The sequence below is a fragment of the Natronorubrum marinum genome, assembly GCF_052040125.1.
In the GTDB taxonomy this organism is placed as follows: Archaea; Halobacteriota; Halobacteria; order Halobacteriales; family Natrialbaceae; genus Natronorubrum.
Genome location: NZ_JBPPFV010000001.1, coordinates 1,723,455 through 1,744,229, shown reverse-complemented (window position 1 = coordinate 1,744,229; position 20,775 = coordinate 1,723,455). Strand labels below are relative to the sequence as shown.

The window sequence follows — 20,775 nt, the reverse complement described above, 5'->3', positions numbered from 1 at the left end:
CCTACCGCTCTCGAACCGTCTCGTACACCGACTCCGCGAGCCTTGGGAACGCCAGCATCGAAACGACCGCGACGACCAGCGCCGCGACGAGCGAGAGCGCCGGAATCCCAACGGCCCCGGCGAGCCACACGCTGCCGAAGACGGCGACGGCGAGCGCGAGGTTGTAGTAGACGAACCGTAGGACGATCAACAGCGGCGAGATCGCCACCCAGCCGAGCGTCTCGGTTGCCAGCGGTCTGATCCAACCGCCGCGGATCAGCGTCCCGACGAGGACCATCACCATCCACGCGAGCAGTCCGGCGGCGGTCGCGTCGTAGATCCCCGGCCCGGGCGCCGCGACGATCGCGAACAGCGTCGGGAGCGCCAGAATCGAAACATCGCCGAAGATGTGACTGCAGTCGTGCAGAAACCGGCCGAACCCGCTCTTCTCGGCCCGCGAGAGTTTGCCGAGACCGTACCAGGTCCGGCGCGTGGCGCTGGTGGCCGGCCGCGTCTGGCGGACGGGATTTCGGTGTTGACGTCGGTCTCGGGCCATGAGTGCGAGTAGCACGACGCCGCCTATAAATACTGCCGTCCGAACGTCTTCCCGCCCGTTGTGAGACCGCGGGAATCGCTGTGGCCCTTAATCGTTCCTCGAGCGAGCCATCGAAACATGAACTGCAACCAGTGCGAGCAGACCCCCGAGGGCGGCTGTACGACGGTCGGTGTCTGTGGCAAGGAGCCGGATCTTAACGGGCTTCAGGAGCTTGTTATTTACGGGTTGAAGGGAATTTCGGCGTACGCGACCCACGCTCGAGACATGGGCTATCGCGATGACGGCGTCGACGGCTTCGTCCACGAGGCGCTGTACTCGACGCTGACGAACGTCAACTTCGATATGGACGATCACGTCGACCTCGCGATGCGCGCCGGCGACGCCGCCGTCGACGTGATGGAGCTGTTAGACGAGGCCCACACCCGGGAACTCGGCGTTCCAGAACCGACCGAGGTAGCCCAGAACAACGTCGATGGGAAGTCGATCCTGATCACGGGTCACGACCTCTACGGGCTGAAACAACTGCTCGAGCAACTCGAGGACGAAGACGAGGATATCTCCGTCTACACGCACTCGGAGATGCTGCCCGCCCACGGCTACCCCGAACTCGCGAAGTACGACAGCCTCGGAGGCAACGTCGGCGGCGCGTGGCACGACCAGCGGATCCTCTTCGCCGACTTCCCTGGTGCGATCGTCGGGACCACGAACTGCGTCCAGCCGCCGCGCGAGGCGTACCGCGATCGCTTTTTCACGACCGGGCTAGCGGGTCTCGAGGGTGTCGAGTCGATCGACGGCTACGACTTCGAGCCGGTGATCGAGAAGGCGAAGTCGCTCCCCGAGGCGGACTGGGAGCAAGACGGGACCGTCACGACTGGCTACCACCACGAACCGGTGCTCGATCGGGTGGACGAGATCGCCGACGCCGTCCAGTCCGGCAAACTCCGCCAGTTCTTCGTCGTCGCGGGCTGTGACGGCCCGACGCCGGGTCGGGACTACTACCGCGAACTGGTGAAACTGGTTCCCGACGACTGCGTCGTCCTCACCACCTCCTGTGGCAAGTTCCGGTTCAACGACCTCGAGATGGGAACCGTCCCCGGAACCGACATCCCGCGGTACATCGACCTCGGGCAGTGTAACAACTCGATCTCGACGGTGAAGATCGCGGCCGAACTCGCCGACGCCTTCAACTGTGAGGTCAACGAGCTCCCGCTTTCCGTCGTGCTCTCGTGGTTCGAACAGAAAGCCATCGCCGTCCTGTTGGGACTGCTCAGCCTCGGCGTCGAGGATATCCGGCTCGGTCCGACAGTCCCCGACTTCCTCACGCCCGAAATCGTCGAGTTGCTCAACGCCGAGTTCGGACTCCAGCCGATCGACGAACCCGAGGCCGATCTGGCGGCGATGCTCGGCGAACCCGTCCCGACGGCGGCGGCCGAGCCGCGACCGGCCGACGACTGATACGGTCTGGTGTACCGAGTTACCGGTGCAACCGCGGACCAACCTGCGGTGCATCGTCGATGACCGACAGTAGTCCGTACGAGACAGTTCGCTGTACTGATTTCCCGGCACACCCGCAGAACAGCTGTGGATGCGCCGAGAATCGTATACGAGTCCGTAGCAGGTGGTACTCCAGTTCCAGAACAAGAGTGTCGCTGCTGGGACCGAAACTACAGCCGCTGCCAGACGCCGTATCCGATGAGACTAACGAGTACGGCTGCGAGTGTCGGCCACAGTGGTGTCGGAACCGCGTCGCTGGTTTCGTCCGTGTCGGTATCTGCAGTCCCGTCGCTCGGGGAGACGGTCGCCGAAAATCCCGACAAATCCGTTCCACTGTCCCATTCGGCGGTCGACGGTTCTTCGCCGTCCGCCGGGATAGTAGTCTCAGATATTACGTATCCGTCCGGTGTGGCGAGTACGAACGACCGATCCGTCTGGAACTCGCTTGCGAAGGGTTCGCTGACGACCAGCCGGTCGTCGTCGACGGCTGCGAGGTTCGACCACGACGCCGAGAGCTGGATAACACCGACGCCGTCCGTTGTCCTGACCTCCGCGTTGGCGCCCGAAACGGTCATTTCGCGACCGGTCTCGATCGCCGTTCGGTTGGCGACTTGTGATACGCGCGCGTCGAATCGTTCGACGACTTCGGTGGAGTTCTCACGGAGCTGTTCGAACGCTTTCTCGTCCGTCCCGTCATCGAGGTCGTACGTCAACAGGAGCGAGACCGTGGCATCGCCGTTCGACTCCAGTTCAACGACGAACGCGGATCGATCGTCCGCGACAGCCTCGTCAGCAGCTGCCACAGGCGGGACGACGCCCGCTACGAGAAACAGCACTACAGTGACGAGCACGAGGGAGTGCGTCCGCCGCTGGATCACTCGTCGTCCTCCTCTTCATCCTCGTCGTCGCTCTCTTCGTCGGCCTCTTCATCTTCGTCGTTATCGTTCTCTTCGTCGGCCTCTTCATCTTCGTCGTTATCGTTCTCTTCGTCGCCCGCTTTAGGATCGGTATCGCCGTCGTCCTCGTCGAACTCGAGTTCGAGTTCGCCCTCCCGGTCGCCGTCCTCGACTTCGATCTCGACCTCGTCGTCATCGTCCGGGAGCGTCACCGTGATCCGCCCGTCGGAATCGGTAGTGCCAGCGTTCTCGTCTTCGACTTCGATGACGGCGTCAGCGACCGGACCATCGGCGTCGGTCACCTCGAGCGTCACCGTAGCACCTGGAGCGGGTTCACCCGAGACGACGGTCACGCCGAGTTCCTCGTCCTCCGATTCTTTTCGTTCGTCGTCAGCGTCCTCTTCGTCGAACTCGAGTTCGAGTTCGCCCTCTCGGTCACCGTCCTCGACTTCGATCTCGACCTCGTCATCATCGTCGGGGAACGTCACCGTGATCCGCCCGTCGGAATCGGTGGTCCCCGCGTTCTCGTCTTCGACTTCGACGACAGCACCGGTGACCGGACCATCGGCGTCGGTCACCTCGAGCGTCACCGTGGCACCTGGGGCGGGTTCACCCGAAACGACGGTCACGCCGAGGTCCTCGTCGTCCTCATCGTGTTCGTCGATATCGACGTCGTCCAGTTCGAGCGCGCCGTCAGCGCCGATCTCGAACTCCAGTTCGGCCTCGAACCCACCTTTGAATATAGTGACCTCCAGTTCGTCGTCGGTTTCCGCGTCGAACGAGAGGGTACCGTCCTCGCCAGTCGTGCCGACACGGTCCTCGTCGGCGAGTACCGTGACACCGGAGACGCCCTCACCGTCGTATCCGACAGCCACCGTCACCGTCCCGTCGTCGACGGAGCCGGTGACCGACAGTTTTTCGTTGATTTCCTCGTCTGCAGCCGTTGTAGACGTCTTCGAACGAAGGGTCAACTCGAGTTCACCCTCCCGGTCGCCGTCCTCGACCTCGACATCGGCCTCGTCGTCGTCGGGGAGCGTCACGGTGATCCGCCCAGACGCGTCCGTCTCGCCGACATGCTGATCGTCAATTTCGACGACCGCGCCCTCGACCGGATCGCCAGCCGCGGTCACCGCGAACGTGACGCTCGCCGTCGGCGCTGCGGTGCCCTCGACGAGCGAGATCGAAAGCGGTGTTTCGTCATCGTCGTCCGTGTCACGGGTCTCTAACTCCTCTTCGAACTCGAACACGTCGCCGGTTTCGCCGTCGACGTTCACTTCGGCTTCGCCGACCGTGTCGGGGCCGAAGAACGTGAACTCGAACTCGAAGTAGCCGTCGTCCTCGTCGCGGTCGATGGAGCGAAGGCTCCACTCACCCTCGTCGACCGTCGAGAGTGGGTCGGTCGCCGCGGTCAGCGCCTCGCTCTGGGATAGTTGGAACGTCCCGTCGCCCGGCTGTTCGCGCTCGAGTTCCCGTGATCGCTCACCGTCTTCGTTTTCGGTCTCGATCGACAGTCCGTCGGTGGTCTCGAGCGAGAACTCGCCGCGCTGTTCGCCCGTGTACTGTGCGAGTAGTGCGCTGGCACCACTTCTAGTCAGCTTCTGTAGCTGTTCTCGCGCTGCCTCGTTCGCGCTCCGGTCGTAGCCGGCAGCGCGCAGTTCCAGTGCGGAACCGTCCGCAGCGTATTCGTCGAGTCGGTCGAAGCCGCGGTCGATCGTGTTCGCACGCGAGGAGTGGACGGCAAGCCGCTGGGCGTACTCGGTTTGCGTGAGTTCCCCGGCCTCATACGCCGTCGTCGACTCCTGCTGGGTAGCGACGGTCTCGTTCGCCCGTTCACGGAGCGAGGCCGCGCGATCAGCGAGGATCGCAGCGCGCTCCGAGTCGTTCGACTCCGCCAGCGCCGACTCCAGTGATGCCGTCTCGATATCATCGTTCACCTCGTCGTCGGTGACCTCGATCACCGTTGCGAGCTGCTGGCCTGTCGTTGCCTCCGAACTGTTCGGGTTCGATTCATCCGCCTGTACGATCGCGTTCGTTCCGGCACCGGCTGCCCCGGCTGTGAGCGCTGCGCTGGGGACCGAGCCAACGAGGAGCCCGATCACCACGAGCACGGTCAAAAGCTGTGTCCGTCTCATCGATCACGACCACGGAGGTGCGGAGTATATAACGGTGTGACCGTGGTGGTCTGTTGGGGCCGATTGCGACTGTTGTGTACTGTTTCGCTGAATTTCACTCGATCGAACCTATGTGTTTACTTCTCTCGGGTAACTACGCCCCTCCAATGCAACCGAGGCCTGCGACCTTTCTTTTGCTCGCGCTCGTGGTCTCTGTAGGAGCGGCCACAGTTGTGGGAACTGCTGGCGGCACTCCCGAGGCGACACAGGCAACCGAACACGGATTGGCACAGGATCAGCCCGATCCGGACAACACTATTACCAGAATCGATCTCGCGGCGGACGGCTCGGCCACGTGGGAGATCACGTTCCGAACCCGACTCGCGACGGAGGATGACCAGGCCGAGTACGAACGGTTTCAGGAGTCGTTTCGGGAGAATCCGAGCCAGTATCTCGAGCCGTTCGAAACGCGGATGACCGGCGTCGTCGATCGGGCACACGAGAGCCACACCCGCGAGATGCGTGCGACGGGATTCACCACGAGAACGACGATTCAGGAAATTCCTCGCCGCTGGGGGGTCGTCACGTTCCAGTTCACGTGGGACGGATTTGCGGCAATCGATGGCGACCGCGTCATCGCCGGCGACGTATTCGAGGGCGGCTTCTACATCGGCGAAGACGACGTGTTGGAGGTCGCCGCTCCGGACGGCTTCGTCGTCGCCGACGCCGAACCGACGCCCGATGAGGTCTCCGACAGCATCCTCGAGTGGCACGGTCGAGAGGACTTTGCCGACGGCCACCCGCGTGTTTTCGCCGGACCGTCCGAAAGTACCACCGCAATGCAACAGGATGGGGAGTTCGACGAGAACGGAATCGACGCGAGGACCCTGTTCGTCTTCGGGCTGTTCACGTTCGGACTCCTCCTTGCGGTTCTGTACGCCTTCCGTACTGGACGGCTCGCACTGCCGATCGACGGCGGCGGCGACAACAGTTTGGCAGGGACCGTCCCGGAAGAAGAAACTGACGCGACGACGACGTCCAACTCCGATCCCGAGCAATCCCAGCTTCTAACCGATGAAGACCAGGTTCTGCGGGCACTCCGCGAGCAGGGTGGGCGCATGAAACAGTCGGCGGTCGTCGAGGACCTCGGCTGGTCGAAATCGAAGACTTCCAGAGTGCTCTCGGCGATGGCCGACGACGGGACGGTCGAGAAGCTTCGGATCGGCCGCGAAAACGTGATCGACCTGTCCGACGACGAGTAACCCAGCGTTCGTCCGCAACACGGCTCCCTTACTGATGACTCCGTCCTGCCGAGTCCAAACGGTATTTACCACCGCGGGCGAAAACGGGAGACGATGGAACGCGGGTCCCGGGAATCGTTTACGCGCATGGGCACGCTGGGGATCGAAGAGGAGTGTTTCGTCGTCGACGAAACGGGCCGTCCCACGAGCGGCACTGACGAACTCGTCTACGAACACGACCCACCCGAAATCCTCGAGGGCCGACTCGACCACGAACTGTTCAAGTTCGTGATCGAGACGCAAACGCCGCTGATCGAGAATCCGAGCGACGCGCGGGAGTCGTTGCTCGAGATCCGACGCGCGCTGGTCGATCACGCCGGCGACCACGGCTACCAGATCGCCGCCGCGGGGTTGCACCCGCTAGCGAAGTGGCGCGAACTCGAGCACGCCGAGAAGCCCCGCTATCGCTCCCAACTCGATCGCATCCAGTACCCACAGCACCGGAACACGACCGCGGGCGTCCACGTCCACGTCGGCGTCGACGATGCGGATAAGGCGGTCTGGATCGCGAACGAACTGCGCTGGTACGTGCCGATCATGCTCGCGCTCTCCGCTAATTCGCCGTACTGGAACGGGTTCGACACCGGACTGCAGTCCGCGCGCGCGAAGATTTTCGAAGCCTTACCGAACACCGGGATGCCGACCTACTTCGAGGACTACGAGGCGTTCGACCGGTTCGAACGCCGGATGCTCGAGACCGACTCGATCGAAGACCGAGGCGAACTCTGGTACGACGTCCGCCCGCACACGGCCCACGGGACGGTCGAACTGCGCACGCCGGACGGCCAGGCCGACCCGGATATCGTGCTCGCGTTCGTCGAGTACGCCCACGCGCTCGTCGAGGACCTCGCGGCGGCGTACGACGACGGCGCGTCGGGCTACGCTCGCGAGCACCGGCGTGAACTGTTAGACGAGAACAAGTGGCGCGCGATCCGCCACGGCCACGAGGCGTCGCTCATCGGCCGCGACCTCGAGGGAACGATCGATCTCGGCGAACTCGTCGACCGCGAGTGCGAGCGGCTGGGAATCGACGGTATCGGACGCGTGTACGACCGCGAGAGCGGCGCCCAGCGACAGCGACGAGTACGCGAGGAATCGGGAGTTGACGCCCTCTGTGAGTCGATTCTGCTCGGTACCGAGTAACACACGTTCGACCCCCGCAAAGGTTTACTTTCGTGCGAAGCGTTGTCCGTGACGAGACAACAGATGGCTTCAGACGACACTGACGAGCACCGGGTAGACGATGGGAGCGACGAACAGCATCGAGACGAGACCGAGGACTACGATCTGACCGACGTAGACGTCTTCGTGGACGACGAGAGCGATGGCGACGGCGTTCGGACGGCGGCCGTCGAGGAGGTCGACCAGCGGATCGTCGACCTGCTTTCGTGGATCCTCGATACGGAGACGCGGGCGAAGATCTACGTCCACCTGCTGGCAAACCCCGGCAGCACCTCCGAGGAGGTCGCACAGGGGACCGGACTCTATCCGAGTACGGTTCGCGAGGCGCTGGCGGAACTCCACGAGGAAGACCGCGTGACCCGAGAGAAACGCGCGAGCGAGGGGGCAGGGAACAACCCCTACGAGTACACGGCGATCCAGCCGAGCGAACTCGTCGGCGGCGTCGTCGATCAAGTCCAGCAGGAACTGAACACCATCTTCACCCTCGATCGCGTCCTCGATCGGCGCGAAACGTCGGACTCCGATTTCGAGGGTGACGCCGAACCGGTGACGATCACCGTCGACGACACCGAATCACCCGAAATCGGCACGCTGGGCGATACTCAGGCCGAAGACGACGATGCCGAACCGTCGACGGCGGACGAGGCGGACGTCGAACTCCTCGAGGACGACGACGAGTCGAGTTCGGGCGACGACTAGCCGGACGGCGAACGCCGCAGTCGAGACGCGAGCGCCTCGCGTCGCTACAACGTGCTCTCTGTCGTCTCGCAACCTCCACACTCCCTTTTCGACCGCGAGTCTGCCGCTCAGTCGTCGAGCCCCAAGACCGCCGGCCGCTCGAGTTTCAGCTCGTCGTCGACGGCCCGTGCGGTCGTCGTCGGCCAGCGCGCCGTCGACGTCAGCGGCTCGATCTCGTCCTCGGTGACGAGGACGGTTCCCTCGCTCTTTGCGCCCTGGACGGTCGGATTCCACGCGTACGCCATCGGTGTCGTGACCGCGGCCTCGTGGTCGGGCGTCGCGATCCACTCCCGGCCGGCGAAGCCGGCCGCACCGCCCTGGTGGTGGCGCTCCCACTCGCCGTCGTGGCCGAGCGCGTCGTAGGCGTGCTGGATCGATTCGAAGACGTCTCCGGCGGTTCCGCCCTCGAACGCCGCTTCTTGCGTCGCCGCGAGCGCGGTCGTCTCGACGCGGGCCGCGATACCGTGTCTGTCCTCGAGCCACGACGGCGGGTCGAAGGCGACGGTGCGGGTACAGCTCGCGTGGAGGCCGGCCCGCTGTGTCGTCACCGAAACTAACGCGTAGTCACCCAACTCGGCCTCGGTGGGCGTGTAGTGGCGGTACTGCTGGGCGCGATCGCTCCCGCCGACGAGGACGACGGGGGCTTCGATGTCGCGCGCCGAGAGGGCGACCCGCAGCGCCGAGGCAACCTCGTGTTCGCTGTCCTCGGCGCGGAGCTCCCGACAGACCGACTCGACGGCCGACGCCGTCTGTCCGCTCAGTTGACGGTACCGCTCGATATCTTGTTCAGTCAACGGCTGTCGAAGCGCGGTTGGATCGACGCGCTCGAGCCCCGGCACGTCGATGTCGACGGCCGCCCGCTCGCCGTCCGTGCGGGCCGCGATGGCCTCGCCGAGCGAGGAGGCGTACCAAGGGAACCGCTCGAACGAGACGGCTTCGGCCTCGAGATCGGGAATCTCCTCCGCCCGGATGCGATCCGCTTCGATATTGTTCGTCACGATTCGGACGTCTGATCCGTCATAGCCGACGGCGGCGACGCCGGCGTCCGTCTCGCGGTCGACGACGTTGTTCCCGCCGGTCAGCCAGGCGAAGGCGTTCGGTCGGGCGAACCAGACCGAGTCGAGGTCCGCCGAGTCGAGGTAGCGCTCGAGTCGCGCTCGCTTGTTCATACCGGATGCTGGTGCGGGCGACGTTTGAATGCGACGAACGCGAAGCCGTCGATCCCGACACGTGTTCGGAACGGAGGTGACGAAACCGTCGACGTGATCGGCCCAGTCGGCCGATTCCAGCGAACTAAGAACGACTCGGGCAACCTAAGTACGGTTGGTCCTAACCCCCGTCTGAACGCCCGTGTCGACCGATAACCACACGTCCCGTCCGATAGTTCGCCCGCTGATCGAACGGTTCGGCTTTCCCCAGCTACTCGCGACGACGCTCGTGCTGGTCGCCGCGACGATCCTGCTCGGCGTCGCCGCGAAGGCGACCGGCTCGGGGCTGGCCTGCGAGCAGAACTGGCCGCTCTGTGACGCCGGACCGTACAACGCGTTCCCGGCGAACCTGCCGAGTTTCTACGAGTGGTTCCACCGGTTCGTCGCCATGTTCGCTGGTCTCGCGATTATCGGCACCGCGGCCGCAGCCTGGCGACTCCCCGACGTCGACCGCCGCGTCGCCGTGCTCGTGGTTGCGGGCGCGGTTCTGACACCGATTCAGGTCGCCCTCGGTCGCGAAACCGTCACGCAGTACACGATGGACATCCTCCAGTTGCACTTCTGGACGGCCGTCCTCATCTTCGTCCTCTTCGTGGTGGCGACGGTGCTCGTCTGGGCGCCGCGACTGACGGCGAACCACGTCACCGGCGCGCTCGCGCTCGGGACGCTGTCGCTTCCGTTCCACGTCGCCCTCAGCCCGTTCGCCCTCGGAGACATCACGTCCTACGGCCCGTCGATGCAGATGGCACAGTACGCCGTCACGCTCGCGTTGCTGGCGACCGTTATCGTCGCCCTCATGGTCGGCCGCCGTCGCCTGCAGAACGGGCGGCTGACCGGTGTTCTGGGCGCCACAACGGCCCTCGCGTTCGTCGTCGCCTTCCTCGGTCGCGAGGCCGTCAACCCGGCGTTCGACTCCCTCTATCTCACCGGCGTTGGAGTACTCTTCGCGACGTTCGTCGTCGGGATCTATCTGAGTCGGACCGCGGCAGCCGAGAGTCGCGACGAACACACGCAGTAGCCCCTCAACGACTCGTTTTTGGACCGTCGTGGAAAATCAGCCTCTCGCTTAACCGAGCGTGGCAACGATACCCGTCGCGACGACACCCACGCCGGCACCGAGCCCCAGCAGAACGTAGTTCGCGATCGGATTCGCCGCTTTGGTTACGGAGAGCGTGTAGTGTCGCCTCGAGACGGGCCAAAAGGGACGGATTCCCATCGGCGTGAGCGCGTCCGCGAGGAGGTGCGAGACGATCGAGAGGGAGCCGACGAGGAACGCGAAGGCGACGAAGCCAACGTCGGCGAGCGGCGAGGCGGCGTCGACAAGCACTGCGGTAACGGCGGCGAGCCCGACTCCGACGAACAGCGCGAACACCACCGAGTGGGTCGGGCCGCGGTGTTCGATCGACGGAATTCGGTGGTCACAGTCGGGGAGCGTCGAAAGGGCAACGCAGGCGAGCGCGCCGACGATCGCCGCCGTCTCGTGACCCGCGAGACCGGCGACGGTCCCGAGGGGTGCGTAGACGAGCAACGCGGCCCCGTAGTGGCCGAGCTGATACATTGTTCAACGAGAGTCGCTTCCGAGCAATAAACACACCGTGATCGACTGGTCCCGTCGGACATCGGCGACCGCTGGACCTTTTTCGCCGCCGCGCGTACGACCGCGTATGCGAACCAGCCTCAACGTTCCCGAGGAGATGCTGGCCGAATTCGACCGGACCTGGCAGGCGGAGGGTCTGGACTCCCGCTCGCGCGCCCTCCGGGAGGCGATCCAGGAGTACGTCGAGTCTCACCACCGCCTGGAACAGGCGCACGGAACGGTGGCAGCGACGGTCGTCTTCGACTACGTCCACGAGGCGATCATCGAGGACCTCCACGAGATCCAACACGAGTTCCAGTCCGAGATCGACACGACCTGTCACGTCCACCACGGCGAGTGGTGTCTCGAGGCCGTCTTCTGTCACGGGTCGGCCGAACGTATCCGCTCGCTCGTCTACCATCTGAAGGACTTCGACGCCGTCGGTCGCGTCTCGGTGACGCTGTTGCGAGCAGACTCGACGGCCACGAGCGAGGATACCGACGGTCGATGACGTCTGAGCGGTTCCCGTTCTCGGACGGAGACGGGACCTTGTCGCCGAACGACAGGCCCAGACAGCTCTCGAATCCGCTCCCGTTCGACGGAATCGGGTTCAGGTTCCGTATCGAGATACGTACCCGTACTTAAATTACTTCGATATCCAACCGGCCAATTCTTGTAAGCACCTGTGGATGTTCCACCGAACGACTCCTCCATGTCCTGTGACAGTCGGCAATTACCAACGATTCGATCGACACAGTCGAACCGACGTTCGCGACCGAATTGCCGCGGTCCCCACGACACATCGCTCGAGAGGGTACGCGCGGAATGAGCATCGTGGCGACGATCGCCATTCCGGCGGCCGAATTCCCACTCGGCGTCCTCGCCGATCTGGACGAAGACGTCACACTGACCGTCGAGACGACGGTTCCCACGAGCGAATCGGTCGTCCCGTACTTTTGGGCGCCCGCGTCCGCAGGGGATGCAATCGTCGACTCGATCGAGGACGAACCCGCCGTTGCGACCGCCGAGGTCGTCGACGAGACCAACAACCACGTCCTCATCAAGGTGACGTGGAACGGTCGCGTCAACGGCGTCCTCGAGTCGCTTCGAGAGCGCGACGCGATCGTTACGAGCGCCGTCGGCACCGACACGCAGTGGACGTTTCGACTTCGATTTCCGTCCTACGAGGATCTCTCCGCGTTCTACACGAACTGCGTCGAGCAGGGAATCTCGATAGAACTCGTCCAACTCCACGAGACGGTGAGTCCCGGCTCCACTCGTCAGTTCGGGCTGACGACGGCCCAGCGGGAGTTGATCGCCGCCGCCTATCGCGCGGGCTACTTCGACGTGCCGCGACGGACGACCCTCGTCGAACTGGGCGAACAGCTCGAGGTTTCAGACTCCGCGGTCTCACAGCGCCTCCGGCGCGGGCTCGCGGCGTTGATCGGCTCGACGGTCCTCGCAGAGCAGTCGGAAGGCGGGGACGGATCGTCGACCGGACTCGAGTACGAGTTCGACACCGAACCCGAGTCGGATCAGTAGCTCGCACAGCACACTCGAACGCTTCGACTGCGGGACCGTCTTCGACGATCCGTTCGGTGATCGAGGTGATTATGCTCCTTGACGGCCTTTCCACTGCCGTGAAGAACGTTACAGAGCGGACGAGCAACCCGTTCGGACTGCGACCCCCGTTCGACCGCACCGGTCCCGACGAACGGACCGCCGTCTTCGGCTACGGCGACGCCAACGCCGACTTCTACCTGATCGGCGACTACCCCGGCGTTCACGGCGGCGCGTCAACCGGTGTGCCGTTCACCGGAACCGAGTCCGGCGACGCGATTCAGGACGTCGCTCGGGAGGTCGGCTTCGCCAGCGGCCCCGAAGACCGTCCCGACCTCGAGAACCTGTTTTGCAGCTACATCCACCTGTGCTGTCTCCCCGCCGGCGAGACGCCGAGCGAAGAGGATTATGCCGACCTCGAGCGCTACTTCGACGCCGAACTGCGGGCGATCAACGCCCACATCCTGCTGCCGGTGGGCGAGCGCGCGACCGACCACGTCCTCCGGGAGTACACGACCCAGCGGGACCGTCTCGACCTCGATATGGCCCGACTCCACGCCCGCGAGATCCGCGGCCGCGGCTTCCTGGTCGTCCCGATCAGGGAGCCGACGGCGTGGGAGGATACGGAACGCGAAGCGATCGTGGCGCGACTCGAGGCGATCCTTGGACGCGATTACCGGCAGACGAAAGGCGTCGCGACGACGGTCGGGTGAGACGGTCTGCTGTAAGTCAGTACCGGAGCAACTGCTGTGCAGGTCTCAGTTGCGCCGGTAACTGTTACAGCGAACCGTATACGCTACCAGCCGAAGCGTTTCCGGATCGTCGCCCGCAGCGGCAATCCGAGGCCGCCGACGATCGGCAAGAGGACGAACGCGAGGAGATCGATCGCGAGCGACGCCTCGCCGGCGGCCCCGATCGCGAGTCCGGCGAGCGGAGCCAACACAGGGAGGACGTAGAGATACGACGGCTTCCAGCCCGGCCCGCGACGAGTGTGGCGGACGATGACCGTGAACAGTATCGGCATCAAGACCGCCCCGGCCAGCAGCGGCCCGCCGACGAGGACGGTCGACGCGGCCACCGCGAGTGCGAGGACGATCGTCTCGTCGATCGAAATCGATCCCCACGTCTCGGCGTCTCGGGCCGCTCGAGTGCCGAGCAGGCCGACCATCGTCAGGGCGACGACGCCGGCTAACGCGGCCTCCCAGAGCGGCCCCTCGAGCGGCGGCGCGACGAGTTCGAACGCCGCGAGATAGCCGACGGTCGACTCGACGCCGTGACGGCCGCTCGAGAGGACGTCCCAGAGCGCACCGGGATCGGCGCCGACGGCGCTCAGTTCGGCCGAAAGCCCCTCGAGTGCCGAGTCGTTTGCGAGCGCGAAGTCGGCGACGCCCGCGAGGTAGACGAACAGGGAGGTCCAGATCAGCGGCAGCGAGAAGTTTTGGCGACGCCACCAACGGACGGCTGCATTGTCACCGAACCGGCTGGTTTCAGTGCCGGATCGGCCCCCAATTCGGCTCCCCGTACTCGCGTGACTCGTCCCACCGTCGGTCGAACCGCCGGTTCGGTTCGCCCCGTTCGAACTGCTGGTGCCGGCTCCGGACCTGGATCCGGTTCCGGTTGCCCCACCTGTTGCAGTGCTCGATGCCGTTGTCTTCGAGGACGAAGCCGTTGTGGATGCGGAGGACGTCCCCGCCGTCGTTCCCGTCGCCGTTGCGCCGGCGGCGGACGACGCCGTTGCTTTCGTCTTCGATGTCGATCTCGAGGAACCGGTGTTGCTCGAGGCGTTTGCGTCGTCGGAGTAGGTGAACGTCTTCCCCGACTCCTCGTCGGTCGCGTCCTCGTCCGTCGAACTGCTCGACTTCTCGCTGGTGCTTTTCCAGACGTCCGGCGAGGGGAGTCCGCTGGTTCGCTTCGCGACGTAGTCCTCGTGGCCGAGGCGGTCGTAGGCCTGTCGCTCGACGGAGTCGCCGAGGATGTCGTAGGCCTTTTTGACCGCCGTAAACTGGGCACGAGCCCGCTCGTCGTCGTTGTGGTCGGGATGGTAGACGCGGACCTGCTCGCGATAGGCGTCTTTGATCTCGTCCTGGGAGGCGTCGGACGGGATCTCGAGAAGGTCGTAGAAATCCTCAGTCATGTGAAAGTAAGCGTGTCTGCTATGAGTTGTGAGTGGGGGGATATAATTACGCCGTTCTGTGCAGTAGCTTCGACTCATCGCTCGAGTGAGTTTACTATTGTGGCCGTTGACGGGTTCGATACGGGGGGTCGAACGACCTCACGAGAAATCACCGAGCGAGGCCTGCCCCTCGGCGTGGGTCGTCGATTCACGGCCGTCCGTCGCTGACGCCGTTTCGTCGGCCGCCGAATCGCCCTCATCGCCGGTCGAATTCGTCCCTTCGTCGCTCGAATTCGTCTCATCGCCGGTCGAATTCGTCCCTTCGTCGCTCGAATTCGTCTCATCGCCGGTCGAACCCGTCTCGTCGCCGACTCCGGGGTCGCTACTGGCTGCCAGTTCACCGTCTGCGGCGGTAGTCGCTGCCGTGTCGTCACCGTCAGCCCGCTGCCCGTTCGCCTGCCCCTCCCAGCCGTCGAGGCTGGCCTGATCGGCCGCCGCGAACTCGAGGTTGGCGACGCGAACGCCGACCTTGCGGACGGCTTCGCCATCGAATTCGGTGAACAGGTCGCGGGCGATACGGTCGACGAGCTCCGGATCGTCGATCGGACCCGGCAGGGATCGCTCGCGCGTGTTGACGTCGTACGGTGGCGTGACGGCCTTGACACCAACGGTTCGGTAGAGCGCGCCCTCTCGTTGGGCACGGTCGGCGACGGCCGCGGCGAGCGTCTCGATCTGCTCGTACTTCGGTGCCGCGGCCTCGACCGGCTCCGCGAACGCGGACTCCCGCGAGAAGCTCTTCGGCTCGCCTTTCGGTTCGACCCGGCGGTCGTCGTCCCCGCGTGCGCGATCATACAGTTCGCGACCGCGCTCGCCGAAGCGTTCGACCAGCGGCTTCGGATCGGCCGCGGCAACGTCGCCCGCGGTCTCGAGGCCCATCTCTCGGAGCGCCCGCGCGGTCACGGGACCGACGCCGTGGAGCAGGTCGACCTCGAGCGGGGCGAGGAACTCCCGCACCTCGCCGGGTCGGACGACGGTTAGGCCGTCGGGCTTGTCGAAGTCGCTGGCGATCTTGGCCGCGCTCATCGTCGGCGCGACGCCGACGCTGACGGTGACGCCGACCTCCCGGCGGATGCGGTCCGTGATATGGCGGGCGAAACCGTCTGCAACCTCCCAAGCCGTGCGGTCGGTGACGTCGAGGTAGGCCTCGTCGATGCTCACCTCTCGGACGGTATCGGAACACTCGTGGAGAATCTCACGGACTTCCCCGGCGATCGACTCGTAGAAGTCCATGTCGACGGGCCGGTAGTGGCCGGTCTCCTCGGGCGTCAGATCGGGGTCGTAATCGTCGGCGTCTTCGTCGAGCGCTTCGCGTCGAGGGAGCCGCTCGAGCGCGCTCGAGATCGCTTGGGCGCTCTCCACGCCGAACTCGCGGGCCTCGTAGCTCGCGGTGGCGACGGCGCCGATGGTGTCGCCGGGTTCGTAGCCCATGCCGACGACGACGGGTTCGCCCCGGAGTTCGGGCTCGCGAAGGCGCTCGCAGGAGGCGTAGAAGCAGTCCGCATCGACGTGACAGACGATTCGGTCCTCATCGTCGTCAGTCTCGATGCCCGGTAGTCGCGGCCCGTCGCTCATTCGTCTACTGATCGGTTCGCGCGAATCGTTGTGAACGTTGTGTCCGCCGGCGGGGTCGATCCGGCATCGCGCTCGAGACGGAGGATCGCCGAATCGAATCGTTACAAATACTTTTTATTTCGTCCGCGAAAGGATTCGCTATGGTCTCCGATACAGCCGGGACGCCACCGCCGGTCGACGCGTACGATACCGAATCGAACGACGGCACTAACACCATCTTCAACGCGTTAGTCGGCGGTGCCGCCGGCATCGTGCTCTCGTTCGTTCCGGGCTCGACGCTGCTCGGCGGCGGAGTCGCCGGCTACCTCGAGGGCGGCCAGCCGGCCGACGGGCTGCGAGTCGGCGCGCTCGCCGGACTCGTCATGCTCGTTCCGTTCGTTTTCTTCGGCTTTCTCGCCTCGGTGTTGTTCCTCGGCGTCGGGGGCTCGGCGCTGGGGTTCGGTGCGCTATTCGTCGTTTTCCTGGTATTCGGCGCGTTCTACACCGTCGGTCTGAGTATCCTCGGCGCGGTGCTTGGCATCTACGTGAAAAACGAACTGTGACAGGCGCCCGTGACTGAATCCGTCAGTAGCGATCGAAGCGGGGAGGTGGTCGTATCGACGCTGTCGGAGCGAGATCCGAATTCGGCCGCCCCAATGCGTCGAGACGATTCCGCACCGTTTCACACCTCGAGTCCGTTACGACCGAGCCGGTTCCATCGTCGTCGTAAAGAACCGCACGATCTCGTCGGCGACGGCTTCGGGTTCGTGAACGGGGCCCATGTGTCCGGTGCCGTCGATCTCGCGAACCTGGGTGGTCGCCGCGTGTTCCTCGATGTAGTTGACGCCGTCGGAAAACCAGGGGTCCGGAATCGATCGGGTTCCGTGCAGGAGCAAGAGGGGGGCCGAAATCTCGGCGAGCGTCGACGGATCGGTCGGGTTGGTCCCGTCGCCCTCCCCCAGCTCCCGTACCTCCTGCAGGAAAACCGGGACGTTCGGTGCACAGCCGTCCAGAAAGTCCTCCCCCTCTGCGGCGGCCATCTCGTCTTCGGTCGCGACCCACTCGAGGAAGGTTCGGACTGCATCGACCGGACGGTCCTCGGCGATCAACTCGCTCATGCGCGTAACCCGCTCCGTGAGGCGTCCGAACTCGTCCTCGCTCATCACGTCCAACACGGCCGGCTCGTAGGTGACGAGCGCGGAGACCGCGTCGGTGCGCGCCGCTGCACCGAGCGCCATCCGGCCGCCCTGGGACCACCCGAGCAGGCCCGCGGGCTCGCCGATGCTTTCGACGAACGCCGTCACGTCCTGTATCCGACGCTCGGTCGAGACGTCGGTGCCGTGGTCGCTCAGTCCCCTGCTTCGCACGCTCATGGCGTAGCACGTGAACCGATCGGTGAGAAACGGTAACAGCGGGTCCCAGACGAACTCGCCGTCGCCCATCGCGCCCGGAACGAGGACCACTGCGGCCCCCGTCCGTGCACGCGTCCGGCTAGCTCGGTACCGTCCTCCGAGACGGCTCGGTGAATGGTTGTTATCTCGTCCGCCTCCGGTGGTGTTTCGTCGTCCATGGAATCGCTCACCCACGCTCTGCTATGCGAAACAGTATCATAGAGCCATCCGATGACGTGTTGGCACGGACTGACCGGCGTGCAGCGCCTGCCGATGGCGACGATACGCCGCGCGAGAGACCGTACTCAGTTGTAGCCGCGCCAGCGCTTCCCACACTCGGTGCACTTGAAGAATCGCGTCGGCGGCTCGTCGGCCGAGGCCGTCTGTTTGAGCGTGTACCACGCCTCCTGATTGCCGCAGTCGTCACAGATGACGTCCGTCGCCTTCGGCTTCCCCTCGAAGTTGGCGTTCTCGTCGGACTCGATCACCTCATCGTCCGTCTGGGACTCCGTCGAGACGAACTCGCTTTCGCGATCGCGGTCGCGTTCGCTCGAGGCGCCACAGTCGTCGTTCGCACAGACCATGTGGTCGCCGTCGGCTTTCATCATCGAACCGCAGTCATCGCAGAACTGCATAGCCGCCCGTAACGGGTCGAGACGCAAAAGGATACTGACCGCCGTCATCGACCTCAATGGCCGCGCTCGAGTCGCTCGTCCTCGAGCACCACGGGACAGTCGGCAACCCGGAACGTCTCGAGGGCGGTCATCTCGAGGATGTCGGTCCCCTCGCGGCTACACGCGACAGACGGCGGCGCCGAGAAGTGCGGACACTGGTGGCAATAATTCCCGCTATCGAGGTCACGAATCTCCCGGTCATCGGAGCAGGTGGTGGGTGCGTCGGGATCAGCCTCGATTGCGGTCCAGAGCCGTTCGGCGTCGATCTCGGTGACGTCCTCGCGATCGAACAGGTCGTCGAAGTCGGAATCGGACAGCGACGAAGGCTCCACATCGACGTCCCGCTCTCGATGCCGGTCCGTCGATCGCCGCTCGTCGGCCGCTGTCGCCAAATCGCTGAGCGGTCCGGTTCGCGCGAGCGCCTCCGGGTCGACGTCGGTTTCGGGAGTATCGGCGGTTCGCCCTCCGGACTCGCTATGGTCGGTCATCGAGTCGCCCTCTCCGACTTCGCCTCGGCGACGGGTTCCCGACTCGAGCCGTCGCGCTCGTCGTCCGCCGTCGAGTCGTTCGTCGCAACATCCGCTTCGACGGCCTCGAAGACGGCCGCCGACGAGGTGGTCGGAGGGGCGACCTGCCCCTCGAGCGCCGGCGGCTCCCCCGTCTCGAGCGTGTGCGAGCCGAAAAACGAGGCGTTTTCGACGAGGTCCGTAATCCCGCTGGCACAGTGGGGGCACGCGGCTTCGGTCAGGAGCGCCAGGTCGACTCGTTCGTCGCAGGCGTCACAGACGGCCGTTCGGATACCCAGCTGATTCGCCGCACGTTTGAGTCGGTCGGCCTCGGCTCGCCGTCGTGTGCGCCGTGCAGCGATGTCGCGTTGCTCTCGGAGATCGATGACGGCGGTCGCCAGCAGCGTCGCGTGCTCCTCGAGGGTCTCGGTTTCCGCGAACAGGTGCTCGAGGACGCTCTCGAAGTTCGCGAAGCCGTCGTCGACGGTCGACTCGAGCGTCTCGAGATCCGCCCGAAGGGCTGCGAGGTCATCGTCGGTCGCGTGTTCAGTGTGTTCGTGGTCGGCCGGCGCGTTCGCGTCGGTCTCGCGTTTGACCTGGACGACGCGGGCGCGGACGTCCTCGAGAAGCTCACGAAACTCCTCGCGTTGGGCTTCGAGTTCGGAGTGAAGGCCCGTGACGTCCTCGAGATCGGGTGGGCTGAAGTCGTCGTCGGACGCGATGGCGTGCGCTGCGGCCACCAACTGGCGACAGACGTCGTCTCGCGTCTGTCCGCGTCGGTCGGCCTCTCGAGCGAGCCAGTCGTCCACCTCGCCGGGGACCCCGAATGAGACGCGGCTGTCGTTCTCGCTCGACATGATATGTGATACAGGACCGAGACGGGCATAAGGGTTGGTTCGGACTCACCGCTCGATACGCGCCCGAGCGGGCGTCTCTGACGCGTTCTCGAGATCGATCGCTGCGGATCGAAGCCGACTCCCTGTACCTGGCGGTCGACCTACCGAATCTTGCGAACGTTACTGATGTCGAATCCGCTGTCGCGGATCTCGGTCTCGAAGCGGACGATGTCCTCGTCCTCGAGTCGCGAGAGCACCCCGCGGAACTGTTCGACGACGAGCGTGCGGGCCCGTTCGGACCCGCCGCTCTCCCACTCGAAGGAGAGCGTGCCATCGGTCGCTTCCTTCAGGCGTCCGTACTCGGTGGGCTCGAGGACGTCCGTGTTGACTACCAGTAAGATGACGCCGCCCCAGCGGTGGGCCGCGCGCTTGAGCCCCTTGAGCAGGACGGTCAGGTCCGCCCAGCCGAACTGCTCGTCCGCGGCCGCGACGAGGTCGGAGATGGAGTCGATCACGACGAGACTGTCCGCGGCGTGCTCGGTCAGGTAGTCACCGAACGTCTCTAGGACGTCGCGTCGGCCGGTTCGGTCGCCAAGGTCGGTGATGTCGCTCGTCCGATCGGCGTACCACGCCGTCGGGACGGGTGTCACCTGAAAGTACGCCTCGCCGAGGTCGACGACCGAGACGTCGGCCATGCCGGCGTCGACGAGGTCATCCTCCAGGACGTACCGCATCTCGTCGACGATCGCGCTGCGTTCGTCGGTGAACGAGACGTAGTGCACGTCGTCTGGCAACACGGCCTCGGACTCGAGATCGCCGTAGTAGCGCTCGAACTGGTCGGGATCGGCCCCGGCGAGGCCGTTCATCGCCGTGGCTGTGTAACAGAACTCCCGCGCGCCGGCCCCCGCCTCGCCTGCGAGCAGGACGACGCTGCCGGCGGGGGCGCCACCACCGATCGTCCGATCGAGCCGCGAGACGCCGAACGGAAGCCGTTTCATACGGTGGGATTTGCTCGCGTCCGCTTACCTGTTGTGGCAGGTACG

The 20,775-nt window shown here is 65.0% G+C and carries 21 protein-coding genes; 9 read left to right on the top strand and 12 right to left on the bottom strand.

Annotation, left to right across the window (positions count from 1 at the left end):
• Position 1 precedes the first annotated feature (1 nt).
• A complete protein-coding gene (locus ACSFC5_RS08600; RefSeq protein WP_440764801.1) occupies positions 2-535 on the bottom strand; it encodes a DUF8215 family protein in 534 nt (177 codons plus the stop codon).
• A 117-nt stretch (positions 536-652) separates the two neighbouring features.
• On the opposite strand from ACSFC5_RS08600, the gene hcp reads away from it, so the two are divergent.
• Positions 653-1,990, top strand: coding sequence for a hydroxylamine reductase (hcp, locus tag ACSFC5_RS08595; RefSeq protein WP_440764800.1), 1,338 nt, complete (start codon positions 653-655; stop codon positions 1,988-1,990).
• Between the two features lie 209 nt (positions 1,991-2,199).
• Here the strand turns inward: hcp and ACSFC5_RS08590 are convergent, their stop codons facing one another.
• Both ACSFC5_RS08590 and ACSFC5_RS08585 read right to left on the bottom strand, forming a co-directional pair.
• Positions 2,200-2,907 carry a DUF7345 domain-containing protein gene (locus ACSFC5_RS08590; protein WP_440764799.1) on the bottom strand — a complete coding sequence of 236 codons (708 nt, stop codon included), beginning with the start codon at positions 2,905-2,907 and terminating at the stop codon, positions 2,200-2,202.
• Positions 2,904-5,057, bottom strand: a complete 2,154-nt coding sequence (locus ACSFC5_RS08585; protein WP_440764798.1) for a DUF7096 domain-containing protein — start codon at positions 5,055-5,057, stop codon at positions 2,904-2,906. Before ACSFC5_RS08585 ends, ACSFC5_RS08590 begins: the two co-directional genes overlap by 4 nt.
• A gap of 212 nt (positions 5,058-5,269) precedes the next feature.
• Between ACSFC5_RS08585 and ACSFC5_RS08580 the strand changes: the two genes are divergently transcribed.
• From ACSFC5_RS08580 to ACSFC5_RS08570, 3 genes are all read left to right on the top strand, one after another.
• Positions 5,270-6,298, top strand: coding sequence for a helix-turn-helix transcriptional regulator (locus ACSFC5_RS08580; RefSeq protein WP_440764797.1), 1,029 nt, complete (start codon positions 5,270-5,272; stop codon positions 6,296-6,298).
• A gap of 93 nt (positions 6,299-6,391) precedes the next feature.
• A complete protein-coding gene (locus ACSFC5_RS08575; protein WP_440764796.1) occupies positions 6,392-7,480 on the top strand; it encodes a glutamate--cysteine ligase in 1,089 nt (362 codons plus the stop codon).
• Between the two features lie 63 nt (positions 7,481-7,543).
• Entirely contained in the window at positions 7,544-8,218 is a 675-nt protein-coding gene (locus tag ACSFC5_RS08570) for a helix-turn-helix domain-containing protein (RefSeq protein ID WP_440764795.1), read from the top strand.
• Positions 8,219-8,325: 107 nt separating this feature from the next.
• Here ACSFC5_RS08570 and ACSFC5_RS08565 read toward each other — a convergent pair whose 3' ends face one another.
• On the bottom strand, positions 8,326-9,426 hold the full coding sequence (locus ACSFC5_RS08565; RefSeq protein WP_440764794.1) for a M24 family metallopeptidase: 1,101 nt from the start codon (positions 9,424-9,426) through the stop codon (positions 8,326-8,328).
• 181 nt (positions 9,427-9,607) lie between these two features.
• Here ACSFC5_RS08565 and ACSFC5_RS08560 point away from each other — a divergent pair, with 181 nt between their 5' ends.
• Positions 9,608-10,483, top strand: a complete 876-nt coding sequence (locus tag ACSFC5_RS08560) for a COX15/CtaA family protein (RefSeq protein ID WP_440764793.1) — start codon at positions 9,608-9,610, stop codon at positions 10,481-10,483.
• Between the two features lie 48 nt (positions 10,484-10,531).
• On the opposite strand, the gene ACSFC5_RS08555 is transcribed toward ACSFC5_RS08560, so the two are convergent.
• On the bottom strand, positions 10,532-11,023 hold the full coding sequence (locus ACSFC5_RS08555; protein ID WP_440764792.1) for a metal-dependent hydrolase: 492 nt from the start codon (positions 11,021-11,023) through the stop codon (positions 10,532-10,534).
• A 106-nt stretch (positions 11,024-11,129) separates the two neighbouring features.
• Between ACSFC5_RS08555 and ACSFC5_RS08550 the strand changes: the two genes are divergently transcribed.
• The 3 genes from ACSFC5_RS08550 (at position 11,130) to ACSFC5_RS08540 (ending at position 13,314) form a co-directional block, all read left to right on the top strand.
• Positions 11,130-11,552 (top strand): CopG family ribbon-helix-helix protein, encoded by a 423-nt coding sequence (locus ACSFC5_RS08550; RefSeq protein WP_440764791.1) that lies wholly within the window; start codon positions 11,130-11,132, stop codon positions 11,550-11,552.
• Positions 11,553-11,866: 314 nt separating this feature from the next.
• Positions 11,867-12,583: a helix-turn-helix domain-containing protein gene (locus ACSFC5_RS08545; protein WP_440764790.1), complete on the top strand. Its 717-nt coding sequence runs from the start codon at positions 11,867-11,869 to the stop codon at positions 12,581-12,583.
• A 98-nt stretch (positions 12,584-12,681) separates the two neighbouring features.
• The gene (locus ACSFC5_RS08540) at positions 12,682-13,314 is read left to right on the top strand and encodes a uracil-DNA glycosylase family protein (RefSeq protein ID WP_440764789.1); all 633 of its coding nucleotides are present in this window, start codon (positions 12,682-12,684) and stop codon (positions 13,312-13,314) included.
• 83 nt (positions 13,315-13,397) lie between these two features.
• Here ACSFC5_RS08540 and ACSFC5_RS08535 read toward each other — a convergent pair whose 3' ends face one another.
• Positions 13,398-14,735 carry a J domain-containing protein gene (locus ACSFC5_RS08535; RefSeq protein WP_440764788.1) on the bottom strand — a complete coding sequence of 446 codons (1,338 nt, stop codon included), beginning with the start codon at positions 14,733-14,735 and terminating at the stop codon, positions 13,398-13,400.
• Positions 14,736-14,873: 138 nt separating this feature from the next.
• Positions 14,874-16,346 (bottom strand): DNA polymerase Y family protein, encoded by a 1,473-nt coding sequence (locus tag ACSFC5_RS08530; RefSeq protein WP_440764787.1) that lies wholly within the window; start codon positions 16,344-16,346, stop codon positions 14,874-14,876.
• Positions 16,347-16,486: 140 nt separating this feature from the next.
• On the opposite strand from ACSFC5_RS08530, the gene ACSFC5_RS08525 reads away from it, so the two are divergent.
• On the top strand, positions 16,487-16,888 hold the full coding sequence (locus tag ACSFC5_RS08525) for a DUF5518 domain-containing protein (RefSeq protein WP_440764786.1): 402 nt from the start codon (positions 16,487-16,489) through the stop codon (positions 16,886-16,888).
• 135 nt (positions 16,889-17,023) lie between these two features.
• Here the strand turns inward: ACSFC5_RS08525 and ACSFC5_RS08520 are convergent, their stop codons facing one another.
• From ACSFC5_RS08520 to ACSFC5_RS08500, 5 genes are all read right to left on the bottom strand, one after another.
• Positions 17,024-17,788, bottom strand: a complete 765-nt coding sequence (locus tag ACSFC5_RS08520; protein WP_440764785.1) for an alpha/beta fold hydrolase — start codon at positions 17,786-17,788, stop codon at positions 17,024-17,026.
• A 233-nt stretch (positions 17,789-18,021) separates the two neighbouring features.
• A complete protein-coding gene (locus ACSFC5_RS08515) occupies positions 18,022-18,351 on the bottom strand; it encodes a transcription factor S (protein WP_440764784.1) in 330 nt (109 codons plus the stop codon).
• Positions 18,352-18,404: 53 nt separating this feature from the next.
• A complete protein-coding gene (locus ACSFC5_RS08510; protein WP_440764783.1) occupies positions 18,405-18,878 on the bottom strand; it encodes a DUF8135 domain-containing protein in 474 nt (157 codons plus the stop codon).
• Positions 18,875-19,753 (bottom strand): hypothetical protein, encoded by an 879-nt coding sequence (locus tag ACSFC5_RS08505; RefSeq protein WP_440764782.1) that lies wholly within the window; start codon positions 19,751-19,753, stop codon positions 18,875-18,877. The genes ACSFC5_RS08510 and ACSFC5_RS08505 overlap by 4 nt, the downstream gene beginning before the upstream one ends.
• A gap of 140 nt (positions 19,754-19,893) precedes the next feature.
• A complete protein-coding gene (locus ACSFC5_RS08500; protein WP_440764781.1) occupies positions 19,894-20,730 on the bottom strand; it encodes an RAD55 family ATPase in 837 nt (278 codons plus the stop codon).
• Positions 20,731-20,775 lie beyond the last annotated feature (45 nt).

Bases quoted from the DNA above. Each gene is read 5' to 3' on its own strand.
- ACSFC5_RS08505 (WP_440764782.1), bottom strand. From the start codon at position 19,753: ATGTCGAGCGAGAACGACAGCCGCGTCTCATTCGGGGTCCCCGGCGAG.
- ACSFC5_RS08565 (WP_440764794.1), bottom strand. From the start codon at position 9,426: ATGAACAAGCGAGCGCGACTCGAGCGCTACCTCGACTCGGCGGACCTC.
- ACSFC5_RS08555 (WP_440764792.1), bottom strand. From the start codon at position 11,023: ATGTATCAGCTCGGCCACTACGGGGCCGCGTTGCTCGTCTACGCACCC.
- ACSFC5_RS08545 (WP_440764790.1), top strand. From the start codon at position 11,867: ATGAGCATCGTGGCGACGATCGCCATTCCGGCGGCCGAATTCCCACTC.
- hcp (WP_440764800.1), top strand. From the start codon at position 653: ATGAACTGCAACCAGTGCGAGCAGACCCCCGAGGGCGGCTGTACGACG.
- ACSFC5_RS08550 (WP_440764791.1), top strand. From the start codon at position 11,130: ATGCGAACCAGCCTCAACGTTCCCGAGGAGATGCTGGCCGAATTCGAC.
- ACSFC5_RS08525 (WP_440764786.1), top strand. From the start codon at position 16,487: ATGGTCTCCGATACAGCCGGGACGCCACCGCCGGTCGACGCGTACGAT.
- ACSFC5_RS08535 (WP_440764788.1), bottom strand. From the start codon at position 14,735: ATGACTGAGGATTTCTACGACCTTCTCGAGATCCCGTCCGACGCCTCC.
- ACSFC5_RS08575 (WP_440764796.1), top strand. From the start codon at position 6,392: ATGGAACGCGGGTCCCGGGAATCGTTTACGCGCATGGGCACGCTGGGG.
- ACSFC5_RS08585 (WP_440764798.1), bottom strand. From the start codon at position 5,057: ATGAGACGGACACAGCTTTTGACCGTGCTCGTGGTGATCGGGCTCCTC.
- ACSFC5_RS08600 (WP_440764801.1), bottom strand. From the start codon at position 535: ATGGCCCGAGACCGACGTCAACACCGAAATCCCGTCCGCCAGACGCGG.
- ACSFC5_RS08570 (WP_440764795.1), top strand. From the start codon at position 7,544: ATGGCTTCAGACGACACTGACGAGCACCGGGTAGACGATGGGAGCGAC.
- ACSFC5_RS08530 (WP_440764787.1), bottom strand. From the start codon at position 16,346: ATGAGCGACGGGCCGCGACTACCGGGCATCGAGACTGACGACGATGAG.
- ACSFC5_RS08500 (WP_440764781.1), bottom strand. From the start codon at position 20,730: ATGAAACGGCTTCCGTTCGGCGTCTCGCGGCTCGATCGGACGATCGGT.
- ACSFC5_RS08510 (WP_440764783.1), bottom strand. From the start codon at position 18,878: ATGACCGACCATAGCGAGTCCGGAGGGCGAACCGCCGATACTCCCGAA.
- ACSFC5_RS08515 (WP_440764784.1), bottom strand. From the start codon at position 18,351: ATGCAGTTCTGCGATGACTGCGGTTCGATGATGAAAGCCGACGGCGAC.